This is a genomic window from Prevotella melaninogenica (assembly GCF_003609775.1).
Lineage (GTDB): Bacteria > Bacteroidota > Bacteroidia > Bacteroidales > Bacteroidaceae > Prevotella > Prevotella melaninogenica_A.
On the sequence record NZ_AP018049.1, the window covers coordinates 339,179 to 356,105 of the forward strand.

The window sequence follows — 16,927 nt, forward strand, 5'->3', positions numbered from 1 at the left end:
CTATTTCTTGTTTCTGAAAGGTTTGTAAAAGCCTTTGTCTGCGAAGGCAAGTAATTCTTTATCGCCTCTACTATCTCCGAAGGCAATTAAGTAGTAGGCTTCACGATGTGGATAAAGTGCCGTAAGGCGGTTGACCTTTTCCTCTCCATAGCAGTTTTTGGTGGTAAATTGTCCTGTTAGGCGACCTTCTTTTATTTCAATCTGAGTTCCTAACACCTGTGTCTTTTTGTCGATTTCATCGAAAAAAGGTCGTACCCAGTTGTCGATACTTGCACTGATGATGAGTACAGTAGTATGTTCCTTGTCAATAGTCTGTCTTACTTTCTCTATTCCAGCAGGGCGAAGTAGATGTCTGTTTTGTTTAGCAAAGCGTGTGCAAAGTGCGTTGAAATCGTCAATCTTCATCCCTTTGAAGAAGTAAGAAAATATCTTCTGCTTTACCTTCCAGTTAGGGAAAAGATGAAGTTTCATCAGTATGAGAAGGGGCGAAAAGAGTAGAAAACCACGGAACATTTGTCCGCTTCCTTTTGCAAAGTGGATAAATTCAAGGAGAGTGTCCTTAGTAGTCAATGTGCCATCGAAGTCGAAAGCATATATCTTTCTCATGTCCTATTGGATATTCTTAAGTACGTAGATAATGAAGAGGAATGCCAAACCGAAGGCTAAAACGATGAGTTGCATAAAACGGTCGTGTAGCATCACCTTTGTAGGGTCACCACTCTTCTTGTCAACCACAGAAATCTGGACATAGCGGAGCAGTCCTAAGAGAACGAATACACTGGTCAAATAAAGGTGATCTGTGTGGAAATTCTGAATGGTTTCAGGACTCATGGTGTACATAATATAGCACACAAGGGTAACACTCGCTGTTATCGTAATGGCTTGATTGATGAAGGTGAGATTATAACGAATAGTATTCTGGCGAGGTGCATGTCCTGTTTCGTTCATTCTTACAACATCGTCACGTCGTTTTGCAAATGATAAGAAGAGCATTAAAAGGAAGGTCATTAGCACAATCCACTTACTCAACTGTATGTTTGTGGCATGTCCTCCAGCAAGAATACGAAGTACAAAACCGAAGGCAACGATACATACGTCAATGATTGCATATCGTTTTAGGCGGAGGCAATAAGCAATGTTTAGAAGCCAATAAAAGAGTATCACGCTGGCTGTTTCTACTTGGTGGGCTGGTAATAAAAAGGTCGAACTCATCGAGAGAATGAACATCAATCCCATCAAGATATAGCCTTGTACAATACTGACAGCACCCGATGCCATCGGACGGTGACATTTTATAGGATGCTGGCGGTCGTCATTGATGTCTACAATGTCATTTAGGCAGTAGATAGATGAGGCAGTTAGGCTAAATGCCATTGCTGTTATCAGAGCCGAATAGACCGCATCCCATTGTAGTAATGCTCCTCCAAAGAAGACAGGGAGAAGAACAATGAGATTCTTTATCCACTGATGTGGACGTATAAGTTGTATGAGGTATTTCATTTTATCCTTTTCTCTATAGGGGTTATTATTTGTTCGATTGCTGTATGCAAAAGCCATGCAAGTGGCAAGGTGATGGCTGTAGCGGCAAAGAAGGTAGGCCAGTAAGCCCAATTGTTGCGCTCAAGATAATCCAATACGAAGTGGGCATGAATCAGATAAAGCTCTAAACTTAAAGTGCCGAACAGTGTAAGCGTCTTGTTGATATACTTTGGCATATAGCTAAAGACATAGGTCAAAAGGATTATTGCTGTAATTGTAAGCGGGATATAGAGCATACGTTCAAGGAAAAGTGGGAACTGTCCGTGTTTTACTTGTTCAAGGAAGATACACGAAGCAAGTGTTATGAGGAAGATTACTCCTAACATCCATATAGATGAGGCACCTATAGTTTCCTTTCGTTTCACTGCTGCTGCGATATTTATTCCAAGGAAGAATATGGGGATTCGGCTCCAGAATATTTCCAAGTGACCTACTGTTTCGTGGATAGGGGTAACATATTGCACGATAATACACCACATGATCATCACTATGGGTAGCCATCGATACGTGGGATGCTTGATGATGAGGCGCATATAAAACGGACTGACAAGATAAAAGAACATGATTGCAGGGATATACCAAAAGGTAAGTTCATCATGTAGCCAGAAGTCCCAGTTGATTGTTATATCCCCGATGAGATCGATGATATTTGTACTTTGTCCGTGATGTCCTGTGAGTTCAAGCTTGAGATAGTCTGGGATATAATACAAACAGGCTATAAGGAACCATGTTGGATAGATACGCAGGAAGCGGCGGAGATAGAATTGTCGTAGCGAAGGGTTCTTTGTCCAAGCAAACCATAAGCCCATACCGCTCAAGAAAAGGAAGAAGTCTACACCGATGTTACCCATCCTCTTCAATCCAAAGAAGGCATCCTCGCGTGGTAAACCCACATGGAAGAGGATGACGAAGAGTATGGCTACTCCCATCAATTCACCGCGATAACGGCTTATGTTGGCTAATTCGATGTCTTTTATTTTCATTCTTTTTGCGATGAAATCGTATATTTCTTATAGCTTTTATTTTAACTTTGGATTTGGAATCTTCTTCATCAACTCCTTGAATAGCCATGCTAAACAGAGAGATACAATGGTATAAAGTAGGAGTCCTGTCCAATAGTCACCTGCTTTTGAGATAGGTATAAATATCTTTCTTGTGATAGGATGACAAACAAAAAGGGCTGCTGAAATGCTACCAACCCATGAAAGAATATTCATGAAGGATAGGCTTTTGCAGCCGATAGCTACTTCTAAACGACTTATCAACTTCACAAATGTAATGGAAGCGATGCAAATAGCGAGGGGCACAAAGTACCAAGTTAGATAGCTGAAACTCATCAGCAGAATTGCAATCATGGAGAGAATGAAGGCTACAAAGTTGGTAGCTGTACTCCAAGGGCGTACATATCTCGCATAAAGTAAACCTGCCCCAAAAGGTAGCATTCCACCGATAAAGTTATATCTCCAGCGGTTCAAAGCGTCACTCTCTGGGTCGCAAGCTAATTGAACAGCAAGGCAGAGAACTATTAAACCTACATTCCACAACCAATGTCGGCGGTAGAGTAGTAGGCGATAGACAATGTATAGCTGCAACATGAGGCCAAAGAACCAATAAGGTCCCGGCCAAATAACGTCGTCAGGGTGGGGAAGTAGGTTGTTGAAAAGCCCCATTTGACCAATAATATCCATTACCTTGTATAGGTGTGGACCTTTTGTGATATTATCTACCATTGTGAATGCAACGAAGCCGACAATCATCATGCGGAAAAGTTTCAGCCAATGATATTTGATGAAACCGAAAAGCGGAAGTGTGGGTTGTGCCTCTTGATTGTTTGTACGACCCGTTGGCAGTTTTTGTTCGTACTTCATTGTCAAGCCGTAAGCTGAAAGGAAGAGGAAGATAGGTACGCCATAATGCCCGAAGAACGAAAGGATATGGAAGAAGAAAAGTTCATCCCATGAACCTTGTAACACTTGATAAAGGTTATCTACATTGCGTTGGATATACTGATATTCGTTCTCCTTTACCACTGGTCGCAACCAATGGCAGTAGTTGTGTAGGAAAATACCTATGATGGCAAGTCCTCTCAATGCATTACATTCCGTCCGAGTGAGTTTCTCGACGTCGTTCCCTGTCGATGAAAAGGACGAAAGTTTGCTATCTTCAGAGCTAAATATCTTATTAAACATTGTCTTTGTTATGTTGTAATCTAAGCTTCTCTCTTGGTTGTTTCTGTCCAAATTCCTATGTAAAGGTTCGTCTTGCAGATTGATTTCTACTTCTTTTTGAAGAGCGACTCTTGGTCAGAAGGTGGGGATAGTTTATCGTAATCGGTTGTATTCTTTAGTATTCTCGGTCTATTTTCGTTGTATTGTGGACTAAGAATATTATACTCAGCATGATAGTCTTTTGTATGAATACCACCTAAATAAAGTAGCATGTGTGGTAGTGCATCCGTCATAAAACGACGGTTCTTAGCTCCGATGATTTCTTTGAAAATGTCTGGATGCTTGGCAGCATACTTGTAAGTGCAGAATATCCAGAAAGGTATTTCAAACTCATAACGTGCCAAGTCGTAGTCGATAGCTGCAGAGTGGTTACGACAGATGAACCCACGATTACCCTCATAGCATTCTTCTCCATGATCAGGCATATAGATAATGATAGCCTCCTTGTCCTCAAAACGACTGATAATTGCATCGACAATAGAGTCATTATATAGGATAGCATTGTCGTAGTCAGCCAATACCTTTCGCTGTTTTCCATTAAGATCGGCACGCTTCTTTGTGTAGTCTTCTGCCTTAAAGTGGCGACGATCGCTTGGGAAACGCTGATTGTATTTGACATGTTGACCGAGAAGGTGGAAGATAATGAGGTTGTGATCGATATTGTGTTGCTGTTGATTTTTATCGTAATCATCGAGCAAACCGCGATCAAATCGGTATAATTGTTGATTGCGAGAATCGAACATTGCTTCGGAAAGTTCCGGATGATTAAGGAAGAATCCACCACTGAAATCATATACAGCCTGCTTAGCCTTTGGCAAGAACTGATTGGTGATAAAGGTTACATGATAGCCTGCCTTGCGGAAAAGTGAAGGAAAGAGTGGATAATCACACCAGTCACCTTCCTGTCCAACAACGTGTAGAGAAAAGACATTCTTAAACACGAAGCTGGTCAGGTTCCATGGTGCTACGACATCATTGAAGGGTACAAGCAATCCCGACTTCTCACGTTTAATCTGCCGAGGGGTTGTTGGCATGAAGTAACCATACTGTTGTGAATGGAGCTTTCCGTAGCTTTCACCGATGATAAGGACAATATTTGGCGATTTGAACGAACAACTATCTACACTCATCTTGTCTTTTGCTTCGATAAGACGGTCGATTTGTTGCGATGCTAACTGATTGGAAAAGACACTAAATGCAAGTCGATAAACGGGTAGATAGAACTGTGCACAATCTGCGGTTGTCAGTTCATGTTCTACAGAACCGATAGTGTCTAAAGAGAACATTTGCACCATTTCTTTCTTATTGTGGGCAGATGATTCAACCGCCCAACCAAGAAATACGAGGCAAATACCGCCAAGGATGTGGTGGCTATGGTCAATGATTTGTTTCGCCACTGTGATTTTGTAGCTGATTGCTGGTGGGAGTTTTATCCTCTTCCAAAATGCTGTTAGAATATGGATCAACATAACGAGTAGTAGTAGTCCTATGCTTGAAAGGATAAGGTCGGACGTAAAATAGCTACTGAAAAACTCGCTTGCCTCACGTTCATCGGTCTCTCCGACAAGCAGGAGCATTGATGGATTTAACGTTGATTGGAATTTAACCCAACAGAATAGGTCGGTAAGGCTTGTGCAGTATGCGATGATATACAAAAAAGCACGAATCCATCGGCGAACCTTTAGAGGAATTAGTGTGAGAATGATGCATATAACGTATAGGTCGAGAAACAACTCTAACCATAGATTGCTGTATACGGTAGCGTTGGGGTTGTTGGTAGGCAACTCCGCGTATGATACTAATATACCGATAAGGTACATGAAGAAAAAGAATGAGGCGTTGTCCTTAATTGGCTGATAAGCCTTATTCAGTAAGCTGACTGCATGTTTAATAAATTTCATGTAGACGTATGTATTTACTTGCAAAGTTAACACTATTTTTAGTATAAGTCAAAGCTTAGGGATAAAATAATGGTTCTTCCGTTAAAAGTGTGGTCATTTTTCGTATAGCTTCAACGAAAGAATCGGAGTTAGTCTTTATGAAAAAACATAGTCAAAACTGTCTTGGCAGTCTATTTTACTCATCTTCCAATACAGAAAAACTTTCATGTAAGCACTTCGAAAATTTGTAGATAAGGTGTTGAAAAATTATGACATAACTTCATGTAAAACATCTACAAATAAAGAAAATAATACGTTTGAAAAGTGAGCTTGTAACCATCAGTAAATCAGTTTGTTATAAAGTTGTGCAACAAAAGGTGCTTAATAAGACTTCAAAAGGGCGTTAGTAAGACTTCAAAAGGGCATCTTTTGCAATCTTATTGGGCGTCTTTTCAAAGCTAAAAGAGCATGTGTTGGTTTTGAGATGAACGAAAATAATTTACAAGTGTCGCTTTATATGGGAATCAGCTGTTTGTAGAAGAAGGATAGACATGACAATGGGTAGACATCGTATTTATTTGCCATTTCTGCATTTTAGCTTGTAGTTTATCACCCTTTGTAAGTCTATCTAATTTTGGATAGTTATTCCATGCAAGTGTATAAGCCTTTATATATACAATCTATGCTTTTAACGGAAGATCCTTAAAATATAATGTTGGCAAGTAAGTATTCTTTAGTTAGAGGTTTATAAAGGTATTAGGTAGCTAATAAAGTTCCAATACATCCTTTTCAATCACTTTGGGGACTAAGCCGCTGATGTCCTCTCCGTGTTCAACTCGATGACGGATGTCGGTGCTACTGATGTCGATGAGTGGTGTCTGAAGTAGACTAACGTTTGTAGGCAAGGAGGTTATATCAACCTCTTGTCCGCGTCGAGGGTAAACAACGATGTTGTAATTAGCAAGAATATCATCAGCATGATACCATTGGTCAAAGGCTTCCCAGTTGTCGCCACCAACGAGAAGTGTGAAGCGATAAGTAGGGAAATCTTTACAGAGATGCTGTAAGGTGTTCCATGTATAGGAAGGTTTCGGAAGTTGGAATTCATAGTCCGAAGCCTTAAAGTGTGGGTTATCAGCAGTCGCCTTACGTACTAATTCCAAGCGGAGATGGTCAGCTAAAAGCTGCTGGTTAACCTTGAATGGATTTTGAGGGGAAACCATAAACCATACCTCATCTAAGTTTTCTTCTTCAAGAAAGGCTTTGGCAAGGGCTATATGTCCGTTGTGGATGGGATTGAATGAACCACCAAAAATGCCGATGGAAGCCTCCCCCGATAAAGGGGTAGCCTCCCCCAACCCCTCCGAAGGGAGGGGAGTGCTAATAGGAGTGAAGTGAGATGATGGTTTCATGACGATGTTCTGAGGCTTTAACTGTTCTGTTATGGGCTGATGGCTACAGTAGTTTATATGTCTGAACAACTATGGAGGATCTAAACTATATAACAAATACTCCCTTCTTATTCTTCTTGTTGGATTGAGGCTCCCCTCCTTTCGGAGGGGCTGGGGGAGGCTTTCTTTATCCCTCTAAAAACGCCTTAACAACCTCATAAGTTTCTTGCTTTGCTTTCTCAAGGTCATCATTAACGATAATCTTGTCGAACTTCTCAGAAAAGGTAAGTTCGTAAGAAGCCTTAGCAAGTCGGCTTTCGATAGCTTCAGCACTATCTGTCTGTCTGCCAACAAGGCGACGACGGAGTTCTTCAACAGATGGAGGCTGAATGAAAAGACTCAAGGCACGATCGCCATAGAACTTTTTAATATTACATCCACCCTTTACGTCAACATCGAAAACAACATTCTGACCAGCAGCTGACTGGCTCTCCACCTGTGACTTCAATGTACCATAAAAGCGGTCCTCATAAACCTCTTCATACTCGAGAAACTCGCCATTAGCTATCTTCTCTTTGAACTGTTCCGGTGAAAGGAAGATATATTCCACGCCATTCTGCTCCGTACCACGTGGTGCGCGGGTTGTACAACTGATAGAGAAAGCTAACTTCAATTCAGGATGTTCCTTCATTAACCACTGAACGATGGTACTCTTACCAGCGCCAGAAGGTGCGGAGAGGATGAGTAATCTGCCGCAGGCAGAATCTTGAATATTTGATGTTGTGTTTTTTGTTGTTACCATATTGGGTGAGTATAGGATAGTGTGAGTATTTTGAACTATATGATTTTATGTTGTTAGAGAAGCCCTTTTGTACAGTTATAAATCATCTTTTCAAACGGTACAATGTCTTAATTTCAAATTATTATCATGAAAGAAAATATTTTTTTTCATGATAATAAATATTTTTCTTCGTGAAAATAAATAATTCTTTTCGTGAAGAAAATTTGATAGAAGTGACTGATAATGCTGTTTCAAATTAGTGCAATGTAGCTTATTACAGCATTATCAGTCACTTTAAAAAGGCTGGTTAACCTGCGTTTACAACGCATTCAAAACCTGTTCCTTTATCTGCTCCAACTCGTCCTTCATCTTAACAACGATGTTCTGCATCTCTGCTTGATTGCTCTTAGAGCCAGTGGTATTGATTTCGCGTCCCATTTCTTGTGCGATGAAACCGAGCTTTTTGCCAACACCATGACCACTCTCTTTCATTGTTTCATGGAAGTATTTGAGGTGGTTTGTCAGTCGCTGCTTCTCCTCGTTGATATCAAGTTTCTCAATATAATAAATCAGTTCCTGCTCAAGACGGTTCTTATCGTAGTCAACCTCTGGAATCTGTTTAAGACCATCGATAATCTTTTCTCTAATCTTTGGTACACGACTCTTTTCAAAAGGTTCGATGCTCTTCAAAAGGTTAGCAATATTGTCAATCTTCTCAGTAAACTTCTTTTGTAGAGCAGCTCCTTCTTGTTTGCGGAATTCGGTGAGCTTTTCAATAGCCTCGTTGATAGCCTGCTGTGCTACTTCCCATTCCTCGTCATCTAAAACCTCAACTTCTGTTTTTGCTGTTACGTCAGGAAGACGAAGGAGTGTAGTAAACCAATCCTCAGGTTCTGGGATACCTGTAGATGCAGAGATAGCCTTAATTTGTTTATAATAATTCTCTATCAGAGCCGCGTTGATAGGAGTGGCGTCAACAGTTGACTCCTTTTCAACCCATAGGGAGAAGTCAACCTTACCACGCTCTAACTTCTGTGCAAGGAGACGACGGATTTCCATTTCCTTTTCTCTGTAGAGGGGTGCGATGCGTGCTGAGAGGTCGAGTGACTTACTATTAAGTGATTTCACCTCAACATTGATTTTCTTTTCCTTGTAGGCTACAACAGCTTTGCCATAGCCAGTCATTGATAGTATCATGAGCTTTTCGCGTTAATTTTTTGCAAATGTACAAAAAATGTGGAATAAAAAGAGTATATTTGCAAGTTATTTAGAACATAATTGATTTTTATGTCTTGTATATTAAATATTGATACGAGTACAAATGTGTGCTCTGTTGCAGTAAGTCAGGATGGAGCTTGTATTTTCGATAAGCAAGATACGCTCGATCCTAAGCATAGAGAAAAGTTAGGAACATTTGTAGATGAGGCACTTGCCTTTATAGATGATAATGGCTTGCCACTCGATGCAGTGGCAGTTAGTGGTGGTCCAGGTTCATATACTGGATTGCGTGTTGGTGTGTCTATGGCAAAGGGAATCTGCTATGGACGTGGCGTAAAGCTGTTGGCAGTACCTACGTTAGAGCTGTTGGCAGTGCCAGTATTGCTTCATCATGAGGAGATAGAAGAGAATGCTCTTCTCGTTCCAATGATTGATGCGCGCCGTATGGAGGTTTATTCTGCTGTATATGACCGTGCCTTGAAAGAGGTTCGTGGCATTCAGGCAGATGTAGTAGACGAGAATACCTACAAGGAATACCTTGAGCGTGGTCCTGTTTACTTCTTCGGTAATGGCGCAGAGAAGTGCATGGAGATTATCTATCATCCTAATGCACACCTAATCAAGGGTATTGATGCTTTGGCTAAGAATATGTTCCCATTGGCAGAGAAGCGTATTGCACAAGAGAGGTTTGAGGATGTAGCTTACTTCGTTCCATTCTATCTCAAAGACTTTGTTGCTAAGCAGGCAAAGCCATTGCTGTAGATAAGGCTTTATAATAGGCCTGCCGTCATCACTTAAAATGAAACATTCATCATTCAATGAATATAGAAGGATTAGATTATAACACACAGCGAGAGCGACTCATACTGCCACAGTATGGGCGAGAGATACAAAACATGGTAGATTATGCCATTGGCCTCCCTACAAAGGAAGAGCGTCAGCGGTGTGCAGAAACCATCATTTCCATTATGGATAGGATGAATGTCCAGAACCGTAGTAACTTTGATCACATGGAGAAGCTCTGGGATCATTTGGCATTGATGGCTAACTTTGAGTTAGATATTGACTATCCTTGTGATGTGTCAGAGGCTTTGAAGATTGCTACTAAGCCAGAGCCAATGAGTTATCCGATGTCGAATATTCCTGTAAGACACTATGGAAAATTGTTGTTTGAAGCTTTTGAAGAGCTGAAGACAATGGAACCAGGGACTCGTCGGGATGCATTCGTGCGTTCGGTTGCTAATCAGATGAAACGTAGTCTGATGCAGTGGGGACATGGTACTTGTGATGATGAGAAGATAGCTTCAGACCTTGCTCGCTATACAGATGGTAAGATTCAGTTAGATCTTGATACATTCAAGTTTGAGAAAATTAATGCGAGAGAATTTGCTCAGCCTCGTAATAAGAAGAAAAAGTAATATAACGACACATGGAATCCTTTATCATAGAAGGTGGACATCGGCTGAGTGGCACGATTGCTCCACAAGGTGCAAAGAATGAAGCCTTGGAGGTGATTTGCGCAACCCTGTTGACAACAGAAGAAGTTATCATTCGTAACGTTCCAGATATCCTTGATGTAAACAATCTCATCAAGCTTTTACAGGATATCGGTGTGAAGGTTAAGAAGCTCGCTCCTAATGAATTCTCTTTCCAAGCAGACGAAGTAAACCTCGATTATTTGGAGAGTAGTGACTTTGTGAAGAAGTGCTCTTCTCTGCGTGGGAGTGTCTTGATGATAGGTCCATTGTTGGGTCGTTTTGGAAAGGCTACGATAGCTAAGCCGGGTGGTGACAAGATTGGTCGTCGTCGTTTGGACACCCACTTCCTTGGATTCAAGAATCTTGGTGCACACTTTGGGCGTGTTGAAGACCGTGATGTATATGAGATACAAGCTGATAAACTTGTTGGAACCTATATGCTCTTAGACGAAGCATCTGTTACGGGTACTGCCAATATTGTTATGGCAGCAGTGTTAGCAGAAGGAACAACAACAATTTATAACGCTGCTTGTGAGCCTTATATCCAGCAACTCTGTAAGATGCTTAATGCAATGGGCGCAAAGATTAGCGGTATTGCCAGCAACTTGATTACTATTGAGGGTGTGAAGGAATTGCATACTGCTGAACATAGAATCCTGCCTGATATGATTGAGGTAGGCTCTTTCATTGGTATTGCTGCGATGATAGGTGATGGCGTTCGCATAAAAGACGTGTCTGTACCTAATTTGGGATTGATACTTGATACCTTCCGTCGACTCGGTATACAGATAATTGAGGATGGTGATGATCTTCTTATCCCACGTCAGGACCACTATGTGATAGACTCTTTCATTGATGGAACGATTATGACTATCAGTGATGCTCCATGGCCAGGATTGACACCAGACCTTATCTCTGTGTTGCTCGTTGTTGCTACACAGGCACAGGGTAGTGTACTTTTCCACCAGAAGATGTTTGAGAGTCGTCTGTTCTTTGTAGATAAACTTATTGATATGGGTGCGCAGATTATTCTCTGTGATCCCCACCGTGCCGTAGTTGTTGGTCATGATAACGCCAAGAAACTTCGTGCAGGTCGTATGTCAAGCCCTGATATTCGTGCGGGTATAGCATTACTTATTGCTGCATTGACCGCACAAGGGACAAGCCGTATTGATAACATTACACAGATCGACCGTGGATATGAGAACATTGAAGGACGTCTCAATGCTCTTGGTGCAAAGATTCATCGAGCAGAGGTTTGTTAGTAAGTTGTGTTGGTGTAAATAGATATCAATGATAAAGAAGGAAGAAGTCTATAAGATTGGGCGCATCGGGAAGCCGCATGGCGTACACGGAGAGTTGCAGTTGCAGTTCTCCGATGACGTTTTTGATGTGGTAGATGCCGATTACCTGATATTGGACATTGACGGAATCCTCGTTCCTTTCTTTATGGAGGAATACCGATTCCGTTCTGATGAGATAGCCCTGATGAAGTTCTGTGACATCGATAGCGATGCGCAAGCACGCGAACTGACGGGATGTATTGTCTATTTCCCACGTAAGTTGGCAGAAGAAGGGACAGATGGTATGTCATGGGCGCAGATTGTCGGTTATTCCTTGATAGATGAAGCAACGAATAATGTGATTGGCAAGATTGTTGCTGTAGATGAAACAACTGTCAATACGCTCTTTGAAGTGAGCACACCTGAAGGCGAGGAAATACTCATTCCTGCTACTGACGAGCTTATTGTTGCGACAGACATAGCGGCAAAGACGATTACGATGCGGATTCCAGCAGGACTACTTGACCTCTGATTCGCAGTATAAACTAAAAGAATTAATGAAACAACAAATCTGTATATTAGGCTCAACAGGTAGCATTGGCACGCAAGCCCTTGATGTTATCAGTCAGCATCCTGACCTTTATGAGGCTTATGCGCTTACTGCCAACCATCGTTGGAAGGAACTTGCAGAACAGGCTCGTCGCTTTAATCCTGCTGCGGTTGTCATTGCTGATGAGGCTTACTATGACGCTTTGAAACAAGAATTAGCTGATATGCCTGACATAAAGGTGTATGCAGGTAGTAAAGCTTTGGAGGATATCGTTGAGTCACCATCAATAGATATGGTACTTACAGCGATGGTTGGCTATTCTGGTCTTGCTCCAACAATTCACGCTATCAAAGCAAAGAAGAAGATATGTTTGGCAAACAAGGAGACACTTGTTGTTGCTGGAGAGTTGATTCTTCAGTTGGCTCAGCAGTACCACGTACCTATCCTGCCTGTAGATAGTGAGCATAGTGCTATCTTCCAGAGTTTGGTTGGTGAGGACGAGAATGAGATAGAGAAGATTCTTCTCACTTGTTCAGGTGGTCCTTTCCGTACTTTTAGCCACGAACAGTTGAAGAGTGTTACAGCAGCCGATGCCCTAAAACACCCAACATGGGATATGGGAGCAAAGATTACTATCGACTCTGCATCTTTGATGAACAAGGGTTTCGAAGTGATAGAAGCTAAGTGGCTCTTCGGTGTTCCTGCTGATAAGATACAAGTGTTGGTTCATCCACAGTCTATTGTCCACAGTGCGGTACAGTTTTGTGATGGTGGTGTGAAAGCACAGTTGGGTGTTCCTGATATGCGATTGCCTATTCAGTATGCCTTTTCGTTCCCACAGCGTCTGCCATTAGGGGGCGATAGATTAGACCTTTTCCGTCAGCCGTTAGAGTTCTTTGAACCTGATGTAGAGAAGTTTAAGTGTTTGGCAATGGCATACGAGTCTATCCATAAGGGTGGTAATATGCCTTGTATTGTCAATGCAGCCAATGAGATTGTCAACGAAGGGTTCCGTAAGGGTGCTTGTAGTTTCTTGGCAATGGGCGACATCATTGAGAAGGCAATGCAAACTGTTGCTTTTGATAGCAACCCAGATTATGATGTTTATGTGCAGACGGATGCGGAGGCACGCCGTGTAGCACTTGAGATTATGAATAATAAATAATGAATAGATAAATAATGGAAACATTTCTGATCAGATTGCTTCAGTTTATTCTGGCAATCTCTCTGCTTGTCCTGCTGCATGAAGGCGGACACATGTTCTTTGCGAAGCTTTTCGGTGTTCGCGTTGAAAAGTTCTTCGTATTCTTCGATGTGGGCATCGGTAAGTGGAAAGGTAAACTCTTTAGTTGGAAACCTAAGAAAGACGATACGGAATATGGTATGGGATGGTTGCCACTGGGTGGCTACTGCAAGATTTCTGGAATGATTGATGAAAGCTTCGATACCGACCAGATGAAGCAGGAACCACAACCATGGGAATTCCGTACAAAGCCAGCTTGGCAGCGTCTTTTGATAATGATAGGTGGTGTGTTGGTCAACTTTGTCCTCGCTCTCTTCATTTATTCAATGGTGATGTTTGTATGGGGAGACAGCTATTTCAAGGTGTCTGACATGAGTATGGGTATGCGTTTCAATGCTGAGGCTAAGGCTTTAGGGTTTAAAGACCATGACGTAATGTTGGGAACAGATCAAGGTCCTTTCCGTGAGTATGCGAATGTGAATGGCGATTTCTTCCGTCAGATAGCACAGGCAAAGCGTGTAGACGTATTGCGTAATGGCAAGAAACATAGTATTACTCTGCCTGGCGATATGGATATGCTGCCAATGATTAAGACACGTCCTTTGTTTGCGGAGCCTTTCATTCCTGCACAGGTGGATAGCGTGTTGGGTGATACACCAGCAGCGAAAGCAGGTATTAAGGCAGGCGACCTCATTAAGTCTATTAATGGAAAGCCAGTTGAGACATGGACAGATATGAATTATCAGACAGGTGTCTTGAGTGATGTCTTGGCAGTGAAGAATACGCATAAGGATTCTCTTGCAGTTCGTTCTGTTGTGCTGACGGTTCAGCATAAGGGCGCAGCAAAGCTCGATACATTAAAACTTATGTTGACACCAGACTTGAAGTTGGGTGTTCTGCAGTCAACATTGGCAAGTTATTATAAGCCTGTACAGGAGGAATACTCCTTCTTTGAGAGTTTCCCTGCAGGTATAAAGCATGGTTGGAACGTGCTGCGTGGCTATGTCGGTAACTTCCGTTACCTTGCTTCAGCAGATGGTGCAAAGAGTATAGGTGGCTTCGGAGCTATCGGTAGTCTCTTCCCTCCATTCTGGGACTGGTATATGTTCTGGTCGATGACAGCTTTCTTGAGTATCATGCTTGCCTTCATGAACATTCTTCCTATCCCTGCATTGGATGGTGGTCATGTGGTATTCCTTCTCTATGAGATGATTACTCGTCGTAAACCTTCAGAGAAGTTCATGGTACGTGCAGAGTATGTAGGTATAACCATCCTAATCCTCCTTATGATATTTGCCAACCTTAACGACATTCTTCGTTGGTTGCATCTTATGTAAGAACAAGTTTTCTTTAGCGGATTTAATCTCATAGAGTAGACCGTTAATAGTATCTTAATACGAAGTCACGCAATACAAGCTATAGCAAGTATTGCGTGATTTTTGTTTATTCTTGTCGCTTATTCATAAAGGTTTAGTCGTTTTCTCTCCCTTACTTGCTATTCTCTTTACAGTAGGCTACTCGGATTTTTACTACATGCTGCGCACGTGTTAAGGCTCCGCACCAATGGTGTTCATGCTTAGCACCAATGGTGCGGAGCCTTAACACAATAATAAAAGGTGGCTATAAAGGGCTATGGCAAGTGTTATTAGAAGCGGTAAGCACTAAAACCTGACTCGTAAGGGATGTGTTATGATGAGCTTACTATATCCTAATAAGAAATTACGCAATGCCTACTATGGTAGATATTGCGTAATTATATATTGTCACTTTAATGTTGAATATTTCGATGTTAGTAGTCTTCACCCTCCCTTCCTTTATGGAAGAAAGGCAGGGGGGAGGATTCTTTAATAAAGCAACACTATTCCTGCAATGCCTGCATAACATATCATGCGGATAGGGTTTATCTTCAACCACATCGTACCGACAAAGGTTGCAGCAAAGAGGAACAAGCTAATCCAAAACTGCCAAGGGTTAATACTTGGTGCAGAGAAATTCTCCTTATTACATAATAATAAGGTAGCAGCTGCTAATAGACCTACTACAACAGGGCGTAGACCTGAAAAGATTGACTGCACGATAGGAGTCTTCATATATTTGAGGAACATCTTACTGATAAGAATCATCATTATGACCGAAGGAAGTACAAGGGCTACAGTGGCGGTGATACTACCTAATACTGCCATTCCTGCGCCAAATCCTGCATTATGTATAGCTGTATAACCGCAATAAGTAGCAGTGTTGATGCCAATAGGGCCAGGCGTCATCTGTGATACAGCAACGATGTTTGTAAATTCAGCAGAGCTAAGCCAATGATGGTTCACAACTGTTTCTGTTTGTATCAGTGATAACATTCCATATCCTCCACCGAATCCAAAGAGCCCGATGATAAAGAATGTGTAGAAAAGTTCTAAGTATATCATGTTGTTATTTCTGTTATTAGTCTGTTTTTTGGTGTGCTGTTCTTTCCAAAATTATCCCATTAGCCTATTTAATTCTTCGCAAGTTCCGTTCGATATTTCTTTTGCGAAGTATATCCCGTTAGGCTCTCCCCTCCTTTGGAGGGGCTGGGGGAGGTCTTTCTTACTCCGTTGGTTTAATAAACTTCCCATAAAGGAATCCACCCAAACCAGCAGTAAGAATGAGGTAAACGGGATTAACGCCTAACAGCCAAATGGCTATGGCGGTAACAATAGGAATCCAACAATTTGCCAACGATATTTTGGCACTCTTAGCCAATGTGAAGGTTGGTACAGCTATCAAGGCAACTACTGCAGGGCGTATTCCACGGAACATTGCTGCCACCCATGGGATGTCCATAAACTGATGGAAGAAGAGTGCGATGCAGAGAATGATAAGGAAAGAGGGGAGAATTGCGCCTAAGCAGGTGCAAATGGCTCCTGGGGTCTTCCGCATCTTATATCCTACAAACACACTGATGTTTGCAGCAAGGACACCTGGACAGCTTTGTGCAACAGCTATCAGGTCAACAAACTGGTCTTCGGGAATCCACTTTTTCTTTACTACAACCTCGTTTTGAATAATCGAAATCATAGCATAACCACCGCCAAGTGTGAAGGCTCCAATCTTAAAGAAGGTTTTGAAGGCTTCCCAGTAGAAGTCTTTGGGTGATGGGTGTTGGGTGTTTGGTGTTGATGAAATGTTATCTTTGTCCACTGTGTCTTGTTTTTATAGTGAAATCAATATTAGAGAGGTACAGACGCCCCCATCTGTTCACATATACCTATTCGGTAATATAACTCAGATGAGGGCGTTTCCCTGCGTTGTTTATATATATTAAAGGTGTACTAATCTATTACACCTTCAATAGGGGAGGGG

The 16,927-nt window shown here is 41.8% G+C and carries 16 protein-coding genes; 6 read left to right on the forward strand and 10 right to left on the reverse strand.

Annotated elements, in window-relative coordinates:
- From PMEL_RS01215 to PMEL_RS01255, 8 genes are all read right to left on the reverse strand, one after another.
- Positions 1–606: an HAD family hydrolase gene (locus tag PMEL_RS01215; RefSeq protein ID WP_120173618.1), complete on the reverse strand. Its 606-nt coding sequence runs from the start codon at positions 604–606 to the stop codon at positions 1–3.
- A gap of 3 nt (positions 607–609) precedes the next feature.
- Complete coding sequence (locus PMEL_RS01220; protein WP_120174600.1) at positions 610–1,500, reverse strand: decaprenyl-phosphate phosphoribosyltransferase; 891 nt, start codon at positions 1,498–1,500, stop codon at positions 610–612.
- Complete coding sequence (locus PMEL_RS01225) at positions 1,497–2,522, reverse strand: acyltransferase family protein (protein ID WP_120173619.1); 1,026 nt, start codon at positions 2,520–2,522, stop codon at positions 1,497–1,499. Before PMEL_RS01225 ends, PMEL_RS01220 begins: the two co-directional genes overlap by 4 nt.
- A gap of 36 nt (positions 2,523–2,558) precedes the next feature.
- Positions 2,559–3,728 carry an acyltransferase family protein gene (locus tag PMEL_RS01230; protein ID WP_120174601.1) on the reverse strand — a complete coding sequence of 390 codons (1,170 nt, stop codon included), beginning with the start codon at positions 3,726–3,728 and terminating at the stop codon, positions 2,559–2,561.
- Between the two features lie 86 nt (positions 3,729–3,814).
- The gene (locus tag PMEL_RS01235) at positions 3,815–5,668 is read right to left on the reverse strand and encodes a sulfatase-like hydrolase/transferase (RefSeq protein ID WP_120173620.1); all 1,854 of its coding nucleotides are present in this window, start codon (positions 5,666–5,668) and stop codon (positions 3,815–3,817) included.
- Between the two features lie 743 nt (positions 5,669–6,411).
- On the reverse strand, positions 6,412–7,059 hold the full coding sequence (nadD, locus tag PMEL_RS01245; protein WP_120173621.1) for a nicotinate (nicotinamide) nucleotide adenylyltransferase: 648 nt from the start codon (positions 7,057–7,059) through the stop codon (positions 6,412–6,414).
- Positions 7,060–7,225: 166 nt separating this feature from the next.
- On the reverse strand, positions 7,226–7,840 hold the full coding sequence (gmk, locus tag PMEL_RS01250; RefSeq protein WP_120173622.1) for a guanylate kinase: 615 nt from the start codon (positions 7,838–7,840) through the stop codon (positions 7,226–7,228).
- A 297-nt stretch (positions 7,841–8,137) separates the two neighbouring features.
- Complete coding sequence (locus PMEL_RS01255; RefSeq protein WP_120173623.1) at positions 8,138–9,016, reverse strand: YicC/YloC family endoribonuclease; 879 nt, start codon at positions 9,014–9,016, stop codon at positions 8,138–8,140.
- 90 nt (positions 9,017–9,106) lie between these two features.
- Here PMEL_RS01255 and tsaB point away from each other — a divergent pair, with 90 nt between their 5' ends.
- From tsaB to rseP, 6 genes are read left to right on the forward strand one after another with little or no spacing between them, the layout of a single operon-like run.
- On the forward strand, positions 9,107–9,799 hold the full coding sequence (gene tsaB / locus PMEL_RS01260) for a tRNA (adenosine(37)-N6)-threonylcarbamoyltransferase complex dimerization subunit type 1 TsaB (protein ID WP_120173624.1): 693 nt from the start codon (positions 9,107–9,109) through the stop codon (positions 9,797–9,799).
- Between the two features lie 56 nt (positions 9,800–9,855).
- Complete coding sequence (locus PMEL_RS01265; protein ID WP_120173625.1) at positions 9,856–10,455, forward strand: DUF4290 domain-containing protein; 600 nt, start codon at positions 9,856–9,858, stop codon at positions 10,453–10,455.
- An 11-nt stretch (positions 10,456–10,466) separates the two neighbouring features.
- Entirely contained in the window at positions 10,467–11,780 is a 1,314-nt protein-coding gene (gene murA / locus PMEL_RS01270; RefSeq protein ID WP_120173626.1) for a UDP-N-acetylglucosamine 1-carboxyvinyltransferase, read from the forward strand.
- 28 nt (positions 11,781–11,808) lie between these two features.
- Complete coding sequence (rimM, locus tag PMEL_RS01275; protein ID WP_120173627.1) at positions 11,809–12,330, forward strand: ribosome maturation factor RimM; 522 nt, start codon at positions 11,809–11,811, stop codon at positions 12,328–12,330.
- Between the two features lie 25 nt (positions 12,331–12,355).
- The gene (locus tag PMEL_RS01280; RefSeq protein WP_120173628.1) at positions 12,356–13,513 is read left to right on the forward strand and encodes a 1-deoxy-D-xylulose-5-phosphate reductoisomerase; all 1,158 of its coding nucleotides are present in this window, start codon (positions 12,356–12,358) and stop codon (positions 13,511–13,513) included.
- Positions 13,514–13,527: 14 nt separating this feature from the next.
- Positions 13,528–14,928: an RIP metalloprotease RseP gene (rseP, locus tag PMEL_RS01285; RefSeq protein ID WP_120173629.1), complete on the forward strand. Its 1,401-nt coding sequence runs from the start codon at positions 13,528–13,530 to the stop codon at positions 14,926–14,928.
- A 507-nt stretch (positions 14,929–15,435) separates the two neighbouring features.
- Here the strand turns inward: rseP and PMEL_RS01290 are convergent.
- Both PMEL_RS01290 and PMEL_RS01295 read right to left on the reverse strand, forming a co-directional pair.
- The gene (locus PMEL_RS01290) at positions 15,436–16,011 is read right to left on the reverse strand and encodes a chromate transporter (protein WP_120173630.1); all 576 of its coding nucleotides are present in this window, start codon (positions 16,009–16,011) and stop codon (positions 15,436–15,438) included.
- Between the two features lie 160 nt (positions 16,012–16,171).
- On the reverse strand, positions 16,172–16,765 hold the full coding sequence (locus PMEL_RS01295; RefSeq protein WP_120173631.1) for a chromate transporter: 594 nt from the start codon (positions 16,763–16,765) through the stop codon (positions 16,172–16,174).
- Between the last annotated feature and the right edge of the window lie 162 nt (positions 16,766–16,927).

What these genes read in the sequence shown, in the direction of transcription:
- PMEL_RS01290 (WP_120173630.1), bottom strand. Translation starts at nt 16,011, where the DNA reads ATGATATACTTAGAACTTTTCTACACATTCTTTATCATCGGGCTCTTT.
- PMEL_RS01230 (WP_120174601.1), bottom strand. Translation starts at nt 3,728, where the DNA reads ATGTTTAATAAGATATTTAGCTCTGAAGATAGCAAACTTTCGTCCTTT.
- murA (WP_120173626.1), top strand. Translation starts at nt 10,467, where the DNA reads ATGGAATCCTTTATCATAGAAGGTGGACATCGGCTGAGTGGCACGATT.
- rseP (WP_120173629.1), top strand. Translation starts at nt 13,528, where the DNA reads ATGGAAACATTTCTGATCAGATTGCTTCAGTTTATTCTGGCAATCTCT.
- rimM (WP_120173627.1), top strand. Translation starts at nt 11,809, where the DNA reads ATGATAAAGAAGGAAGAAGTCTATAAGATTGGGCGCATCGGGAAGCCG.
- PMEL_RS01225 (WP_120173619.1), bottom strand. Translation starts at nt 2,522, where the DNA reads ATGAAAATAAAAGACATCGAATTAGCCAACATAAGCCGTTATCGCGGT.
- nadD (WP_120173621.1), bottom strand. Translation starts at nt 7,059, where the DNA reads ATGAAACCATCATCTCACTTCACTCCTATTAGCACTCCCCTCCCTTCG.
- PMEL_RS01255 (WP_120173623.1), bottom strand. Translation starts at nt 9,016, where the DNA reads ATGATACTATCAATGACTGGCTATGGCAAAGCTGTTGTAGCCTACAAG.
- tsaB (WP_120173624.1), top strand. Translation starts at nt 9,107, where the DNA reads ATGTCTTGTATATTAAATATTGATACGAGTACAAATGTGTGCTCTGTT.
- PMEL_RS01215 (WP_120173618.1), bottom strand. Translation starts at nt 606, where the DNA reads ATGAGAAAGATATATGCTTTCGACTTCGATGGCACATTGACTACTAAG.
- PMEL_RS01280 (WP_120173628.1), top strand. Translation starts at nt 12,356, where the DNA reads ATGAAACAACAAATCTGTATATTAGGCTCAACAGGTAGCATTGGCACG.
- PMEL_RS01220 (WP_120174600.1), bottom strand. Translation starts at nt 1,500, where the DNA reads ATGAAATACCTCATACAACTTATACGTCCACATCAGTGGATAAAGAAT.
- PMEL_RS01235 (WP_120173620.1), bottom strand. Translation starts at nt 5,668, where the DNA reads ATGAAATTTATTAAACATGCAGTCAGCTTACTGAATAAGGCTTATCAG.
- PMEL_RS01265 (WP_120173625.1), top strand. Translation starts at nt 9,856, where the DNA reads ATGAATATAGAAGGATTAGATTATAACACACAGCGAGAGCGACTCATA.
- gmk (WP_120173622.1), bottom strand. Translation starts at nt 7,840, where the DNA reads ATGGTAACAACAAAAAACACAACATCAAATATTCAAGATTCTGCCTGC.